The 15,272-nt window shown below is 38.0% G+C and carries 12 protein-coding genes; 5 read left to right on the forward strand and 7 right to left on the reverse strand.

The genetic code is table 11. The features are described from left to right. Nucleotides 1–77 precede the first annotated feature (77 nt). Nucleotides 78–1,241, reverse strand: a complete 1,164-nt coding sequence (locus RM549_RS12450) for a M14 family zinc carboxypeptidase (protein WP_311685321.1) — start codon at nt 1,239–1,241, stop codon at nt 78–80. 280 nt (nt 1,242–1,521) lie between these two features. Here RM549_RS12450 and RM549_RS12455 point away from each other — a divergent pair, with 280 nt between their 5' ends. Both RM549_RS12455 and RM549_RS12460 read left to right on the forward strand, forming a co-directional pair. Beyond that, nucleotides 1,522–1,941, forward strand: a complete 420-nt coding sequence (locus RM549_RS12455; RefSeq protein WP_311685322.1) for a helix-turn-helix domain-containing protein — start codon at nt 1,522–1,524, stop codon at nt 1,939–1,941. A gap of 70 nt (nt 1,942–2,011) precedes the next feature. After that, nucleotides 2,012–2,347 carry a DNA topoisomerase IV gene (locus RM549_RS12460; RefSeq protein ID WP_311685324.1) on the forward strand — a complete coding sequence of 112 codons (336 nt, stop codon included), beginning with the start codon at nt 2,012–2,014 and terminating at the stop codon, nt 2,345–2,347. 5 nt (nt 2,348–2,352) lie between these two features. Here the strand turns inward: RM549_RS12460 and mscL are convergent, their stop codons facing one another. From mscL to ychF, 5 genes are all read right to left on the reverse strand, one after another. Next, the gene (gene mscL, locus RM549_RS12465; protein WP_311685326.1) at nt 2,353–2,802 is read right to left on the reverse strand and encodes a large-conductance mechanosensitive channel protein MscL; all 450 of its coding nucleotides are present in this window, start codon (nt 2,800–2,802) and stop codon (nt 2,353–2,355) included. Next, nucleotides 2,802–5,450, reverse strand: a complete 2,649-nt coding sequence (locus tag RM549_RS12470; RefSeq protein ID WP_311685328.1) for a DNA gyrase/topoisomerase IV subunit A — start codon at nt 5,448–5,450, stop codon at nt 2,802–2,804. The genes mscL and RM549_RS12470 overlap by 1 nt, the downstream gene beginning before the upstream one ends. Further along, nucleotides 5,450–5,938 carry a hypothetical protein gene (locus tag RM549_RS12475; RefSeq protein ID WP_311685330.1) on the reverse strand — a complete coding sequence of 163 codons (489 nt, stop codon included), beginning with the start codon at nt 5,936–5,938 and terminating at the stop codon, nt 5,450–5,452. The genes RM549_RS12470 and RM549_RS12475 overlap by 1 nt, the downstream gene beginning before the upstream one ends. Then, a complete protein-coding gene (locus tag RM549_RS12480) occupies nt 5,935–7,797 on the reverse strand; it encodes a DNA topoisomerase IV subunit B (RefSeq protein ID WP_311685331.1) in 1,863 nt (620 codons plus the stop codon). Before RM549_RS12480 ends, RM549_RS12475 begins: the two co-directional genes overlap by 4 nt. A 141-nt stretch (nt 7,798–7,938) precedes the next feature. Further along, a complete protein-coding gene (gene ychF / locus RM549_RS12485) occupies nt 7,939–9,033 on the reverse strand; it encodes a redox-regulated ATPase YchF (RefSeq protein WP_311685339.1) in 1,095 nt (364 codons plus the stop codon). Between the two features lie 635 nt (nt 9,034–9,668). Between ychF and pta the strand changes: the two genes are divergently transcribed. Together pta and RM549_RS12495 are read left to right on the forward strand one after the other, a co-directional pair. Continuing rightward, on the forward strand, nt 9,669–11,762 hold the full coding sequence (gene pta, locus RM549_RS12490) for a phosphate acetyltransferase (protein ID WP_311685341.1): 2,094 nt from the start codon (nt 9,669–9,671) through the stop codon (nt 11,760–11,762). Between the two features lie 91 nt (nt 11,763–11,853). Next, nucleotides 11,854–13,038 carry an acetate/propionate family kinase gene (locus tag RM549_RS12495; RefSeq protein ID WP_311685342.1) on the forward strand — a complete coding sequence of 395 codons (1,185 nt, stop codon included), beginning with the start codon at nt 11,854–11,856 and terminating at the stop codon, nt 13,036–13,038. A gap of 158 nt (nt 13,039–13,196) precedes the next feature. Here the strand turns inward: RM549_RS12495 and RM549_RS12500 are convergent, their stop codons facing one another. Beyond that, nucleotides 13,197–14,384 (reverse strand): hypothetical protein, encoded by a 1,188-nt coding sequence (locus RM549_RS12500; RefSeq protein ID WP_311685343.1) that lies wholly within the window; start codon nt 14,382–14,384, stop codon nt 13,197–13,199. Between the two features lie 332 nt (nt 14,385–14,716). Here RM549_RS12500 and RM549_RS12505 point away from each other — a divergent pair, with 332 nt between their 5' ends. After that, nucleotides 14,717–15,271, forward strand: coding sequence for a TlpA disulfide reductase family protein (locus RM549_RS12505; protein WP_311685344.1), 555 nt, complete (start codon nt 14,717–14,719; stop codon nt 15,269–15,271). The last annotated feature ends 1 nt before the right edge of the window (nt 15,272 follow it).

Raw genomic sequence — 15,272 nt, forward strand, 5'->3', positions numbered from 1 at the left:
TCTTTAAACTTCTAATTTATTTGAAATTCAAAAATAATACAAAATCATTGAATTATTGACAAACAATTGAAGAATTTCTAAGGTTTAAGGCTTAATTCCTTTTCATTTAAGAATATATTTTCAACTAAAACGTTTTCGCTTAATGTTTTCTGCCCCTCTGCCCTAATTTTACCTCCTTTACAGTCCACTTCTTTAAGTCCGAAACTTTGAATCTTTGGCTGTATTTTTTCCACATTTAACCTAAAAATTATCTTATCCTGTTCCAATTCTTCTTTAAACTGAATAGAAACATCTACGTTTTCACCATTGACCCGGCAATTTCTCAGGATTACATCATTGAATAATTTCTCATTTTCAGGTATTTTTTCATAATTTCTGAAGTCTATAGTTTTGTATTCTCCGGTTGTAATTGTATGTAAAGCTGAAATTAACGCAGCAAATACATATTTTCTCGTGATTTCACGATTATAATCATTAGGATAGTGACCTGCTTCAAAAAGTATTGTCGGCACTTCCTTATTTTGAAATGTATCTCCCGTACAGTTTAAGTTGAAAGCATCATCATAACGCCCAATTTGTTCTGATAGTTCCTCTTTAAGATCCTTCGCTATAGCCGAAATTACTTTCATGCTTTCCTTGCGACTCTCTGTTATTTTCCGCTCTTCATCCATAGAAGGGGTGAGAAAAGATAAAGTAGCTGATTTTGCCTTAGGCCCGGCAGTAAAAATAGTTCTTTGGTCATGGAGGTTTAGACAGAAATGTGGAGAAAATTTCTCGAATTGCTTGCGTAAAATCTGACTTTCAACCTCCTGAAGATTTTGAGAATCCCTGTTTAAATCCACATTATTGGCATTTACACGGGTGTAAGCCCGGGCACCATCTGGATTAAGCATAGGGATAACCCAAATTTGACAGTTTTCAAGAATATTTTCTACTACTGGAAAATCATTCTGCCGTCCGAAGGCATTTAGGAGATCAAAGACTGCTTTGGTTGTGGTCGATTCATTTCCGTGCATTTGCGACCAGGCCAATATTCTAATTTTTCCTCTTCCGGTTTTAATTACAGAAATAGATTCTCCTAAAGCAGATTTTCCAATTTCTTCAATAGTGAAATTTCCGGTAAGCTTTTTCAACTCTGGAACAATGTGATCCAGATTCAAATATCTTCCGGCGATATTTTGATTTTTAAAAGCAGGATAATCCTGCATTAACTTTTGTAAATGTGAGGGATAGTTATTCATGTTTACAAAAGTAAATATTATAGATTTTACAATTGTAAACATGTAAATTTACTTGTATCAGTTACAATTGTAAACAATCTGCATGATTCCCACTATAGTTGGATTGGAAAAAATCCTACAGCTCAAAATATGTTATATAATTATCTTATTTTTATATACTTAAGACACCTTATCTAAAGTGATAGATGTAGTTTAATAAAACTATTTACAATTGTAATTTGTAAAGTCGGGACATAAGTTTTACATTTGTAAATACCTTTTAGAGGTTGATGATTTTACAATGGTAAACACCGATAAATTCGCTTCAAGACTTAACAAGATCATTAAATTCTATGATCTTTCTGCCGCATCTTTTGCAGATAAAATTGAAGTTGGACGCTCGTCTATTTCTCATATTTTATCTGGCAGAAACAAACCAAGTCTGGATTTTGTGATGAAGGTTGTAAAGACTTTTCCTGAAGTGGAACTTTATTGGTTGCTGAATGGTAAAGGATCTTTTCCTAAAGAAGATATGGATGATCGCTTGCCTCCTTCCGAAGAAAAAAAGCAAATAACAGAAAAGGAAATACCGCAAAATAATCAACCTTCAAAAATGCCAATTATCGACCCTGAGCAACAAAGAAGAACCGGCTCATCAAAAGCAATTAAAAAAATTGTGATTTTCTATGAGGATGGAACATTTGACGCCTTTGAAAATTGAATAATCCTGCAAAAAGAATTTACTTTGCAGTATGCGGAAATTCCTATTTATTGCAACGTGTAGTTTTTTAATGACAGCCTGCTTTCAACCAGAAAGGAACTGTGAAGATTACAGAACAGGCACCTTTGAATTTGAATCTTATCTTAACGGAGAAATTGTTACCTCCCGATTTATTAGAAATGATTCAATAGAAATAGACCAGTTCCAGGGAAAGGCAGATACTTCTTCTGTACGATGGATAAATGATTGCGAATTTATTTTGAAGAACCTCAATCCCAAAAATATGGCTGAAAGAAAGCCAATTCATATGAAAATACTCACCACCAGCAAAAGCGGATACACTTTTGAATATGGCGTGGTGGGAGAAAATCGGAAAGAACGCGGTTCTGTTAGAAAAGTAGAGTAAATAGCCTAATTACCTCTTTCGCGAAGTAGTTTATTCTGCTCCTCCATTAAATCATTTAGATTTGAAAGTAATTCAATATCTTTTGGAGTAACAACAGTTGGATTTTTTGGATCTTCTGCTTTCTTTTTAAACCGATTGATAAATTTTACTACAATAAAGATTGTAAGGCCTATAATTAGAAAGTCTATTAGGGCCTGCACCAACATTCCGTATCCAATCGCGACCTCTTCTACAGCAACAGTACCATCGGCAGCTGCTACCCCCTCTTGTAGGACAAGCTTTTTATCTGTATAATTAATATTTCCTGTAAGTATACTAAGCGGCGGCATAACCACCTGCTTTACAAGAGCATCAACAACGCGGTTAAAGGCGGTACCAATAATAATACCTACCGCCATGTCTATCATGTTGCCTTTTACAGCAAATTCTTTAAATTCCTGAATAAAACCAGCCATTACTCGTCAAATAATTTTGTTTGATTTTCTGAAGACAAAGAATCGTTGTCTTTATCTTTTACCTTTTCCGGACCTTTTCTATTATCCGCAACAGTTTCATCATCTACAACATCCATATCGTCCGCAGGAGTTTCCTCTTCCTCTTCATAAGGCAGTGGATCGAGAATGTTTATCTGTTTCACTTTTTCTGTAGTTAACTGATTCCCGAGTGCTTTGATTCCTTTTACAGAGATAAATTCTTCAATATTTAATTTTTCACTTGGCCGCTGATCTTTTCCTCTTTGTTTTCCGTAAATAATTTCTGCTACAGGAAAATAATCTGTAGAAACTACTTCCAAAAAGGACTTCTCATGTTCACTTATAAATTTCTCTTCTTTTTCCGGATTTTCTATCAAAAAACGTTTTACATAATACCGCTCCTTTTCGGGTTCCCAGTAAATAGCTGAAATTGGTTTTTTTGGGGACCATTTTTCAAGTACTACCATCTCGTCATCAAAACGATTGGTGAGCTCTGGTATTACTGTTTTGGCAAAACCATCCTGGGTAACAATTAAAAGACGATCTTCCCCCTTAAATTCTCCAAGAAGTTCCCCCCTACCATCTACGTTTAGCCTGTTTACGGTATCATCAAACCAGATTCTACGGGGTTTTAAAGTAGAAACACCTTCCTCTTTAAGTTCAATTCTTTTTACAGAATATTTAGTGACGATATTTCCTTTTACATTTCTTCCTTTTATAAGGACATCTGCAAAATCAACATCAAATTTTACTTTACGAATGCTTCCTACCTGTCGCAGGAACACCGTAATAACTTCTGCCTCACCATTGGGGTTAGAAGAAAAATATAAAACTCTTGAATCTTTTTTCCCCTGCGTTAAATCGTATTCCCGGTCTCTGGTTACCGATGTTACAGCAAATCGCTTCACATAAGTGCTACCGCCTTTACCATCACGATAAACCATATTATAGATTGTACGTTTATCCTTCTTCTTAAAAATAGCAACATGAATAATATCTTTACCAATAAAAGTTTTGGTGTCTACCTTAGTGACCATCATTTTTCCATCGGCCGTAAAACAGATAACATTATCTATATCTGAGCAATCTGTTACGTACTCATCCTTCTTTAAAGCGGTTCCAACAAAACCTTCTTTCCGGTTTACATAGAGTTTTGTATTTCTTATTACAACCTTTGTAGCTTCAATATCTTCAAATATTCTAAGCTCGGTTTTGCGCTCTTTTCCTGTTCCGTAGTCTTTTTTAAGTTTTCTAAAATACGCTACAGCATAATCCACCAGGTTATCCAGATGATGCTTTATATTGGCTATCTGATCTTCCAAAGCATCAATTTTCTGCTGTGCTTTGTCGATATCGAATTTGGAAATTCTCTTGATTCTGATTTCCGTAAGCCTTACAATGTCGTCTTCGGTTACTTCGCGCTTAAGATGTTTGATATGAGGCTTTAGCCCGTCTGCTATTGCTTTTATAACCCCCTCCCATGTTTCCTGCTCTTCAATATCCCGGTAAATCCTGTTCTCAATAAAAATCCTTTCCAAAGAAGCAAAATGCCACTGCTCCTCCAGCTCATCCAGGTTAATCTCCAGTTCACGCTTAAGTAAGTGAAGCGTATGATCTGTAGACTGACGCAAAATTTCAGATACCCCAAGAAAAATAGGTTTATTATCTATAATCACACAACCTAACGGCGAAATAGAATTTTCACATTGCGTAAAGGCAAATAAGGCATCTATTGTTTTATCGGGAGAAATATTTGGAGGAAGATGAATAAGAATTTCCACTTCTGCAGCGGTGTTATCTTCAATTCGTTTTATTTTTATCTTCCCTTTATCATTCGCTTTTAGAATAGAATCTATTAAAGAAGTAGTATTGGTTCCGTAAGGAATTTCGGTAATGGCAAGGGTATTCTTGTCATATTGAGAAATTTTCGCCCGCACCCGTACTCTTCCGCCACGCAAACCATCATTATAATCTGTAATATCTGCTTCTCCCCCGGTAGGAAAATCGGGAAAAATTTTAAACTTTTTTCCCTGTAAATGTTTTATAGAAGCATCTATAATTTCATTGAAGTTATGCGGTAATACTCTTGTGCTTAAACCAACAGCAATACCCTCTGCGCCCTGGGCGAGCAGCATTGGAAATTTCACCGGAAGATTTACAGGTTCCTTTTTACGTCCGTCATACGATAGCTGCCATTCTGTAAGCTTCGGATTAAAAAGAACTTCCAGTGCAAATTTAGAAAGTCGTGCTTCAATGTAACGCGGTGCTGCTGCCCGGTCTCCTGTTAAAATATTTCCCCAGTTTCCCTGGGTGTCGATAAGGATATCTTTCTGCCCAATCTGCACCATGGCATCTCCAATACTGGCATCCCCATGTGGATGGTATTGCATAGTATGACCCACAATATTGGCAACTTTGTTGTATCGGCCATCGTCCAGGTCTTTCATCGAGTGCATGATCCTGCGCTGTACAGGCTTAAAACCATCTTCTATTGCAGGTACAGCCCTCTCTAAGATAACATACGAAGCATAATCCAGGAACCAGTCTTTGTACATCCCGGTTACCCTAATAAGCTCTTCTTTAGGTTGTTCAAAATGTTCTTCCTGAGCTCCTTCTTGGTTTTCTTCCATTAGGCGGTTGCTTTATTAGCGTTGTACTCCAATACTTTCTGAAGAGAAGCAATCATACCTTTCTTCTTTTTTCGGGATAAAAATGTAGTATTAAATGTGTACTTTTTAAATCCTGATCTTCTTCTGGACTTTATAGATATTGTTAAAGAGGAATAAATTCCGTAGTCACTAAAACGGAATTTACCCAATTTCCTCTTCGGAAATTCAGCCTTCTTCACGCGGTATTCCATAAATTTTGAAAAGAAAACGCCGTTATTTTTGAAATTCAGCGTCTCCCCGTCACTGTCAAAATCAAAAGTCTGCCCTATTCTATGGACATAGAGGCCGATTAAAATAGTGACGATATTTGGCAAATAATGACTAAAGCCTATTGGCTCTTCATTGCTCATCAATTCTATATTTACAAAAATATTGGTTACAAATACGGCTACCAAAACTATATAAATAGAAGGGATAATTTTTACTTCGTTTTTATTGGTGAACCTCATATCCCCAGCTCCTCAATAAGATCAAGTTCAACCTTAAGGTTGTCGATAATAAATTCCTGCCTGTCTGGTGTGTTTTTGCCCATATAGAAACTCAGCATTTCTTCAATGGACTTGTCTTTATCCAGCATCACCGGATCCAGCCGAATATTATCCCCAATAAAATGAACGAATTCATCTGGAGAAATTTCACCCAGTCCTTTAAACCTCGTGATTTCGGTTTTCCCCGGAAGTTTTTCCAGCGCCTGCTTGCGTTCCAGTTCGCTATAGCAATAAATGGTTTCCTTTTTATTCCGAACCCTGAATAACGGAGTTTGCAGGATATACAAGTGATTCTCCTTAATTAACTCCGGAAAGAACTGCAAAAAGAACGTAATTAGCAATAACCGGATATGCATCCCATCTACATCGGCATCTGTGGCAATTACAATATTGTTGTACCGCAGGTCTTCCATAGATTCCTCTATATTAAGAGCTGCCTGCAGCAGGTTAAATTCTTCATTTTCGTACACAATTTTTTTGCTGAGTCCGTAACTGTTTAGCGGTTTCCCTTTTAAGCTAAAAACTGCCTGTGTATTTACGTCCCTGGACTTTGTTATGGATCCACTTGCCGAATCTCCCTCTGTGATAAAAAGCGTGCTCTCCAGGTATCGTTCCTTTTTACTATCGCCTAAATGAATACGACAATCCCGCAATTTCTTGTTGTGAAGGCTTGCTTTTTTCGCACGATCCTTAGCCAGTTTCCTGATTCCGGATAAATCCTTTCGTTCTCTTTCTGCCTGAAGGATTTTACGCTGAAGCTGCTCTGCAGTTTCTGTGTTTTTATGTAAGTAATTGTCAAGATTTGTTTTTACAAAATCGTTGATATAAGTTCTCACCGTTGGAAGTTCACCTCCCATATCTGTAGAACCCAATTTGGTTTTCGTCTGACTCTCAAAAACAGGCTCCATTACCTTTATGCTGATTGCCGCAACGACCGATTTTCTGATATCGCTGGCATCATAATTCTTTCCGTAGAATTCTCTAACGGTTTTGACTATTGCTTCTCTAAAGGCCAAAAGGTGTGTTCCTCCCTGCGAGGTATTTTGTCCGTTTACAAAAGAGTGGTATTCTTCGCTATACTGTGATTTACTGTGAGTTATGGCAACTTCAATATCGTTTCCTCTCAGGTGCACGATAGGATAAAGTTGATCGTCTTCGTTTATGCTGTCTCCTAAAAGATCTTTTAATCCGTTTTCTGAATAGAATTTCTCTCCGTTGTAAACTATAGTCAGTCCGGGATTTAGATAAACATAATTCTTGAGCATCTTTTCGATGTACTCATTCCGGAATTTAAAATTCTTGAAAATTATTTCATCAGGAACAAAAGTTACTTTTGTTCCTCTTCTTCGTGAAGTTTCATCAAGCGTTTCCTCCTTTACCAGGTTCCCCTGCTCAAATTCCGCCGAGGCAGATTTGTTATCACGTGTAGATTCAACCCTAAAATAAGAAGAAAGTGCATTTACAGCCTTGGTACCAACTCCGTTAAGACCAACGGACTTCTTGAAAGCGCGGGTATCGTATTTTCCCCCGGTATTCATTTTGGACACAACGTCCACTACTTTCCCTAATGGAATTCCACGACCATAGTCACGCACAATCACACGTTGATTTTGTACAGAAATTTCGATAGTTTTTCCCGAGCCCATCACAAACTCATCTATCGAGTTGTCCAGTACTTCCTTGAGAAGGATATAGATTCCATCATCTGCACTGGATCCATCCCCCAGCTTCCCGATATACATCCCGGGGCGCATCCTGATGTGCTCTTTCCAGTCTAAAGACCGGATATTATCCTCGGTATACTTTGTTTCATCGCTCATAAGTAGTGAATGGAGTTTGCAGCTAATATAAGGTTTCCCTTAAAAAGCTGAAATAGTAGCAGCACAAAGTAATTAACAAACATTTCACAATGTGTAGAGACGTTCGATCGAGCGTCTCCACACATTCCCAATTGGGCGTATCTACACGTTAAACCTAAAATGCATCACATCCCCGTCTTTTACGATATATTCCTTTCCTTCTACTTTCATTTTTCCGGCTTCCTTCACTTTTGCTTCGCTTCCGTAGCCAACAAAGTCTTCATAAGAAATAACTTCGGCACGGATAAAGCCTTTTTCGAAATCAGTATGGATAACTCCGGCAGCTTGTGGTGCTGTAGAACCCACGGGAATAGTCCATGCCCGCACTTCCTTAACTCCGGCAGTAAAATAAGTTTGTAAATTCAGCAGACTGTAAGCGCCACGGATTAGCTTTGCAGAACCCGGCTCTTCAAGTCCTATATCCTGAAGGAACATTTGTCGCTCTTCAAAATCATCTAATTCTGTAATATCAGCTTCAGTACCTACAGCGAGAACTAAAACTTCAGCATTTTCGTCTTTAACAGCTTCTTTGACCCTGTCTACATGCTTGTTGCCATCAACCGCAGATCCTTCATCCACATTACAAACATACATTACAGGTTTATCGGTAATAAACTGAAGCGGCTTTACAAATTCCTTATGTTCATCTTCTGTAACTTCAATAGCCCGCACAGATTTTCCTGCTTCCAGGCCTGCTTTCAATTTTAATAAAGCAGCTTCTTCTTTTTGAGCTTCTTTGTTGCCCGTTTTTGCAGCTCTTTTTACTTTTTCCAGCTTTTTATCAACTGTTTCAAGATCTTTTAGCTGAAGTTCAATATCAATGGTTTCCTTGTCCCTGATTGGGTCTATAGAACCATCTACATGTACAATATTTTCATTTTCAAAGCATCTTAATACATGAAGGATTGCATCGGTTTCCCTGATGTTTCCAAGAAACTGGTTTCCTAAACCTTCACCTTTACTGGCACCTTTAACGAGGCCCGCAATATCCACAATTTCGACCGTAGCTGGTTGCACACGCTCCGGATTTACCAGGCTTTCCAGTTTTTGTAAACGGCTATCCGGTACGTTTACAACCCCAATATTGGGTTCTATGGTACAAAAAGGAAAGTTTGCACTCTGTGCTTTGGCGTTGGACAAACAATTAAAGAGCGTTGATTTTCCAACATTAGGTAATCCTACAATTCCGGCTTTCATATGCTATATTTTGATGCAGTAAATTTTGCGGCTGCAAAGATAGCAATTAGAACCGAGAATTAATATTGGTGCGGTAAGAAGTTAAAAAACGGGATTTCCGCCAGATCCTTAGTTAAACTTAAGGTCGAAAATTGGCATTTTAGAGACTCACCTTAAAAAACTGAATCAGGAAACAGGAGACAAGAAGCAGGATGCGCTGAGAAACTTTTTACGGAAGCACTTAAAAATTATTCGTGGATTCGTGGTAAAACTTATTGCCGATAATTGCCGTTTTCAACGCTTCGTTAAAGAAAAAGGAGGAAAGTAGAAAATACCAAAGAGGAAAAAAAGAAAACTTTTTCGTACTTCCCACTTCTTACCTCGTACTTTAAAGCAGGGCGATAAATGCCATTTTAGAGACTCCCCTTAAAAAACTGAATCAGGAAACAGGACACAAGAAGCAGGAAAAAAGAAATCAAACTACAAAATTGCCATTTTCAGGCACTCCCTTTTTCTCTGAATTTTTTAATGCTGTTCCTTTTTGCGTATATTAAAACCAAATGCTGATCCTTATCAGTTTTTACAGGAATTTAACCTGTAAAGACAGGATCATGTATTTTTATCAGCTTAATTTTGCGCCCATAATAAATTCAAACATGAATAAAGGAATATATATTGCCACATTAGAATCTCATAGCGGGAAATCTATGATCTCCCTCGGACTAATGCGTACTCTATTAGGTAAAACTGTAAAAGTTGGATACTTCAGGCCAATTATAAACGATGTGCCAGAGGGAAAAAGAGATAATCACATAGACACAATCCTCTCCTATTTCGATCTTCAGATGCCTTATGAAGATGCTTTTGCTTTTACAAGAAATGAGTTAATTCAGAAAAGAAATGAAGGGAAATCGGGAGAAATAATCGATACGATTATCCGTAAATATAAAAAGCTGGAAGATGAATATGACTTTGTACTCGTGGAAGGCAGCGACTTTTCCGGTGAAGGAAGCGTATTTGAATTTGATGTTAACGTAATTACCGCCAGAAATCTGGGAATACCGGTTATTATTATTACCAGCGGTAAAGATAAAAGCTGGGAAGAGCACCTTGGGAGTCTAAGAATGGCTTACAACGCCTTTATAGAAAAAGATGTGGATGTACTTGCCATGGTGAGTAATAAGATGCTGGAAGAAAATCTGGAAGATGCTAAAAAGTATATGAGGGAGTTCCTTCCGGAGCAGATAGACGTTTTTGCCATTCCGTTAATAGAAACGCTGAACAATCCAACGCTCAAAGAAATTGTAAAAGCTTTAGACGGAAAGATTTTATTCGGACATGAATTTCTAAATAATCAAACCGGAAACTTTGGAGTTGGTGCAATGCAATTACGAAATTATCTTACCACCCTTAGAAATGAAAGTTTAGTGATCACTCCAGGTGACAGGGCAGATATTATTTTGGGAGCTTTGCAGGCTAATATCTCCAGTAATTATCCTCGTATTTCCGGAATCATCCTTACCGGCGGACTTACCCCTGAGCCTTCAATTATTAAATTGATCGAAGGTCTTTCTGAAATTGTTCCGATAATTTCTGTGGAAGAGGGTACCTTCAATGTCACAAATAAGGTTGGTGCAATTAAGTCTAATATCTACGCCGACAGTATTCAGAAAATTGAAACCACCATCAGCACTTTTGAACGCTACGTTTCTTTTGATCCTTTAGTTGAAAGGCTTATCAATTTTGAACCTCACGGAATTACGCCACGTATGTTCCAATACGGGCTTGTAAAGCGAGCGCAGCAAAGTAAAAAACACATCGTTTTGCCTGAAGGTACCGATGACCGAATATTAATGGCAGCAGGAAGACTGGCGGCTATAGACATTGTGGATATCACTTTATTGGGAGATGAAGAGGTGATCAAACAGAAAATAATGAAGCTGGGCCTTAATATAGATACTGAAAAGATCCAGATCATAGATCCGGTTAATTCCGAACGATTTGAAGATTATGCGCAGACTTTATATGAACTCAGAAAGCACAAAGGAGTAAACATGGACATGGCCAGGGACTGGATGACTGATGTTTCTTATTATGGAACGATGATGATTTACAAAGGACATGCCGACGGAATGGTTTCTGGTGCGGCACATACCACCCAACATACTATTCGTCCTGCGCTGCAGTTTATCAAAACCAAACCCGGGGTTTCAGTCGTTTCTTCGGTGTTCTTTATGTGTTTAGAAGACAGGGTTTCGGTTTTTGGAGATTGCGCTATTAACCCGAATCCTACTGCGGAAGAGCTTGCAGAAATTACCATTTCTTCCGCAGAAAGTTGCTTTGCTTTTGGAATAGATCCAAAGATCGCCATGCTCTCCTACTCTTCCGGAACCTCCGGAAAAGGAGCCGATGTAGATCGCGTACGCCAGGCAACCGAGATTGTGAAAAATAAACGTCCCGATCTTAAAATTGAAGGACCAATTCAGTACGATGCAGCCGTGGATATCACCGTCGGAAAAAGCAAAATGCCAGATTCTGAAGTTGCAGGGCAGGCAAACCTGCTTATTTTCCCAGACCTTAATACCGGAAACAACACTTACAAAGCAGTACAAAGGGAAACAGGTGCACTCGCGATCGGCCCAATGTTACAGGGACTTAATAAACCGGTAAACGATCTTAGTCGTGGCTGTACTGTAGATGATGTTTTTAATACTGTAATCCTTACCGCGATCCAGGCACAGGGAATGTAATATGTAGTGAGTAGTGAGTAGTGAGTAGTGAAAAAAATATTTAAAATTTAAAATTTAAAATTTAAATTTCTTTAAACTTGAACAATATAGAATGAAAAATATACTGGTTATAAATACTGGAAGTTCTTCCTTTAAATTTCAATTAATCCAAATGCCTACAGAAAAGGTTCTCGCTTCAGGGCTTGTAGAGCGAATCGGGCAACAAAATTCAGAAATTCACTACTCTTCTCAGGGATATTCGGGAACAAGAGAACAACAAGTTCCAGATCATTCTATAGCTTTGAGAGCTGTTACAGATCTTCTTATGAGTCCGGATAAAGGCGTGATAAAAGATGCTACAGAGATTACCGCCATAGGACACAGGGTTGTTCATGGTGGCACAACTTTTTCTAAAACCACGATTATAGACAAGAAGGTAAAAAAGGAAATTAAAGCACTTTTTTCTGTAGCTCCGCTCCACAATCCGCCAAACCTTACGGGAATAGAAGTTGCAGAAGAAGTATTTCCAAATGCCCGGCAGGTAGCGGTTTTTGATACTGCCTTCCATAGTACTATTCCGGCAAAGGCATACAAATATGCGATTCCGAATCATTTAACTGAAGAAAACCACATCCGGCTCTACGGTTTTCATGGGACGAGTCATAAGTATGTTTCAGAAAAGGCCGCGCAGAGTATAAAAAGAACAGATTCTAAAATAATCAGTGTTCATTTAGGAAACGGATGTAGTATTACGGCTGTGGAAAATGGAAAAAGTGTAGATCATTCCATGGGATTCACTCCGCTTTCCGGATTAATTATGGGTACCCGCAGCGGCGATTTAGATCCCTCAATTATATTTCATTTGGTAGATAAATTAGGCTATAGTTTAAAAGAAGTAAATGAACTGCTTACCAAAAAAAGCGGAATGCTGGGCTTAACCGGCTACAGCGATTTGCGCGATATTGAAACAGAAGCGCAAAAAGGAAACAGGGAATGCAAGCTGGCCTTAGAAATGAATGCCTACAGGATCAAAAAGTATATTGGCTCCTACATTGCAGCAATGAACGGTCTGGACATTCTTGTTTTTACCGCCGGAATTGGTGAAAACAGTGGTACTATGAGAAAGCTGGTTTGTAATAATATGGACTTTATAGGTATCGAGCTGGATGAAATCCAGAATAACCTGCGCTCTAAGGAAAGTCGCGTGATTAGCACCGAAACTTCTAAAGTAAAAGTGATGGTCATTCCCACTAATGAAGAGCTGGAAATCGCCAGACAGGTAGATAAACTGGTTTAATAGAATGAAAAAGAGGTTGTTGTATTAAAATTCAGCAACCTCTTTTTTTGTTGTCTATTGCTTGTTGCTCGTAGTCTGTTGAAAGCAAATGAACTTCACTTCACGCTTCACTTTTTTACTTTAAAACTTTAAACATTTAAACATTTAAACCTTAAACTTTACTCAACAACATACATCTCATTAGATGCCTTGATATATTCCTGCGGATTAAAAGTGGATTCAAAACTGTTTCTTACCAGGTCCAGCTTTAGTTTTAACTGCGCCATTTCCTCTTTCAGATATTTATCATTCTGATATTTTTGGATCAGTCCTTCATATTTATTTAGATTTTCAAGGATCCTGAACGTAATTGTTCCGAAGCGGATTTTCAGATTTTGAACGGTCATCATCTGGTCGTAATAAGCCTGTTTCCAGTTTTCCGGATTTTTTGCTTTCTCCTCGGCTATTTTATTTTCAGCAATTTTAGAAATATCCAGGATATACTGCGTTCTTTTTTTAGCATCGGTTTCGTTGGTGAATTTTTCCTCAAATTTCTTCAGGTCAATACCCAGAATGTTCACAAGATTTTCCTTCATCGCTTTGTTCTGAAGTTCCTTAAGTTCATCCAGACTTTTATTAATCGCCTCCCATTCAGTTTCAATAAGATCTTTGTCGTGAGTAAACTGAGAAACGGTAGTCGTCAACTTCAGCATTTCCAGGCTTTTATTCTTCATTTCCCTGTCACGACGGCCAAGAGAATTCACAAACTGACTAATTCCGTCGAAAAGTGTTCCGGCAAACATTCCTGTAAAAGGCGTTCCCTGGGCAAGATCTCCCGTAACACCAATAATATGGTTTAGCGCTGCTAATTTCGCATCGTCTTCCTGTTCTTCTTCTATATACTTTTTGAAGTTCCCAAACCATTCTTTATATCCTTCATAATTCATGGGGTTGCTGACTCTGTCTAAGGTAGAATAAAACTCCCGCGAAGAATTAAATAGATTGAGCGGCTTTATTTCGCGCTCCATAGAGGCAAGGTTCAGGACGGCTGAACTGTAATTATACTTATAAACACCAACAGTATTTTTATCTATTTCTTCCTGACGTTCCTCCAAAAATTTTACACGTTCCACCAGCTTTTCTACCTTCTCTGCGGCAGAATTTGTATTTTTAATACTCTCATCCAGATTATTGATCTTGGAATCTATCTCCTTTATTCTGAAATCCAGGTTCTGGCTAAGTAGCGTTCTCTCCCGGTTCAACTCCTGAAGCACCTGTTGCGTCACCGATTGATCCCCTATTTGTGCTGAAATAATCGCCGGGTTCACAGTGAAAATCAGTAGTAGAATGATATATATTTTTTTCATAAACTATAACTTAAAATTTTGAACCGCAACAAAATATAAGCTGCGGGTTCTGGAAATTGAGGCTAAAGCATCAAAAATTCCGCCATATTTTTCAGCACTAAATATAGAATTTTTACTTTAATTTTACTCTTCCCCTATATTTTCTGAATATCTCCCGCACCACCATCCAATCACAAGTAAATCTATAAGATACCACTCGTCCTTGTCAGTGCTAACTTTCTGTTCTTCACATACATCACAATCCTTTTCTATTCACAATTTTACTTCCCGACTTTCTCACTATTTAACTCTTTTACTTCATTTATATCAATCTGATTGAATATTTTTACGGGATGAAAAAAATTGTGAGTCTTATAGCAGTTAGTCTTTGCCTTGCCTGCGCAGACAATGCAAAAACAACTGAAAGTATTAATACTTCCGAAGAAATTGTACAGAAAAATTCTTCAGAAAAAGAAGTTGTATCTTCAGCATTAGTGAGTTCTTTCGATTTTGAAGCTTTTGATTCGAAATATCTTCAGCAAAAAAATGATACTACCTATGTCATTAATTTCTGGGCAACCTGGTGCAAACCTTGTGTGGAAGAATTACCGGCCTTTGAAAAGCTGAATGAACAGCTTGCCAGTAAGAAGGTAAAGGTGGTTTTGGCCAGTCTCGATTTTCCTGACAAGATAGAACAGCAGGTAATTCCTTTTATGAAAGAAAACAACTTAAAGAGTGAAGTGGTACTGTTGGACGATCCTGATGCCAATTCCTGGATACCAAAAGTCTCCGAAGAGTGGAGCGGCGCTATTCCCGCTACTATTATTTTAAACCAACAGGAACGGAAATTTTATGAACGTTCCTTTAATTACGAAGAATTAAAGACTGAACTTCAATCATTTTTATAAA

Source organism: Autumnicola patrickiae, from assembly GCF_031846525.1.
Taxonomy (GTDB): Bacteria; Bacteroidota; Bacteroidia; order Flavobacteriales; family Flavobacteriaceae; genus Autumnicola; species Autumnicola patrickiae.

What these genes read in the sequence shown, in the direction of transcription:
- RM549_RS12480 (WP_311685331.1), bottom strand. Translation starts at nt 7,797, where the DNA reads ATGAGCGATGAAACAAAGTATACCGAGGATAATATCCGGTCTTTAGAC.
- RM549_RS12505 (WP_311685344.1), top strand. Translation starts at nt 14,717, where the DNA reads ATGAAAAAAATTGTGAGTCTTATAGCAGTTAGTCTTTGCCTTGCCTGC.
- RM549_RS12475 (WP_311685330.1), bottom strand. Translation starts at nt 5,938, where the DNA reads ATGAGGTTCACCAATAAAAACGAAGTAAAAATTATCCCTTCTATTTAT.
- RM549_RS12495 (WP_311685342.1), top strand. Translation starts at nt 11,854, where the DNA reads ATGAAAAATATACTGGTTATAAATACTGGAAGTTCTTCCTTTAAATTT.
- pta (WP_311685341.1), top strand. Translation starts at nt 9,669, where the DNA reads ATGAATAAAGGAATATATATTGCCACATTAGAATCTCATAGCGGGAAA.
- RM549_RS12455 (WP_311685322.1), top strand. Translation starts at nt 1,522, where the DNA reads ATGGTAAACACCGATAAATTCGCTTCAAGACTTAACAAGATCATTAAA.
- RM549_RS12470 (WP_311685328.1), bottom strand. Translation starts at nt 5,450, where the DNA reads ATGGAAGAAAACCAAGAAGGAGCTCAGGAAGAACATTTTGAACAACCT.
- RM549_RS12500 (WP_311685343.1), bottom strand. Translation starts at nt 14,384, where the DNA reads ATGAAAAAAATATATATCATTCTACTACTGATTTTCACTGTGAACCCG.
- ychF (WP_311685339.1), bottom strand. Translation starts at nt 9,033, where the DNA reads ATGAAAGCCGGAATTGTAGGATTACCTAATGTTGGAAAATCAACGCTC.
- mscL (WP_311685326.1), bottom strand. Translation starts at nt 2,802, where the DNA reads ATGGCTGGTTTTATTCAGGAATTTAAAGAATTTGCTGTAAAAGGCAAC.
- RM549_RS12460 (WP_311685324.1), top strand. Translation starts at nt 2,012, where the DNA reads ATGACAGCCTGCTTTCAACCAGAAAGGAACTGTGAAGATTACAGAACA.
- RM549_RS12450 (WP_311685321.1), bottom strand. Translation starts at nt 1,241, where the DNA reads ATGAATAACTATCCCTCACATTTACAAAAGTTAATGCAGGATTATCCT.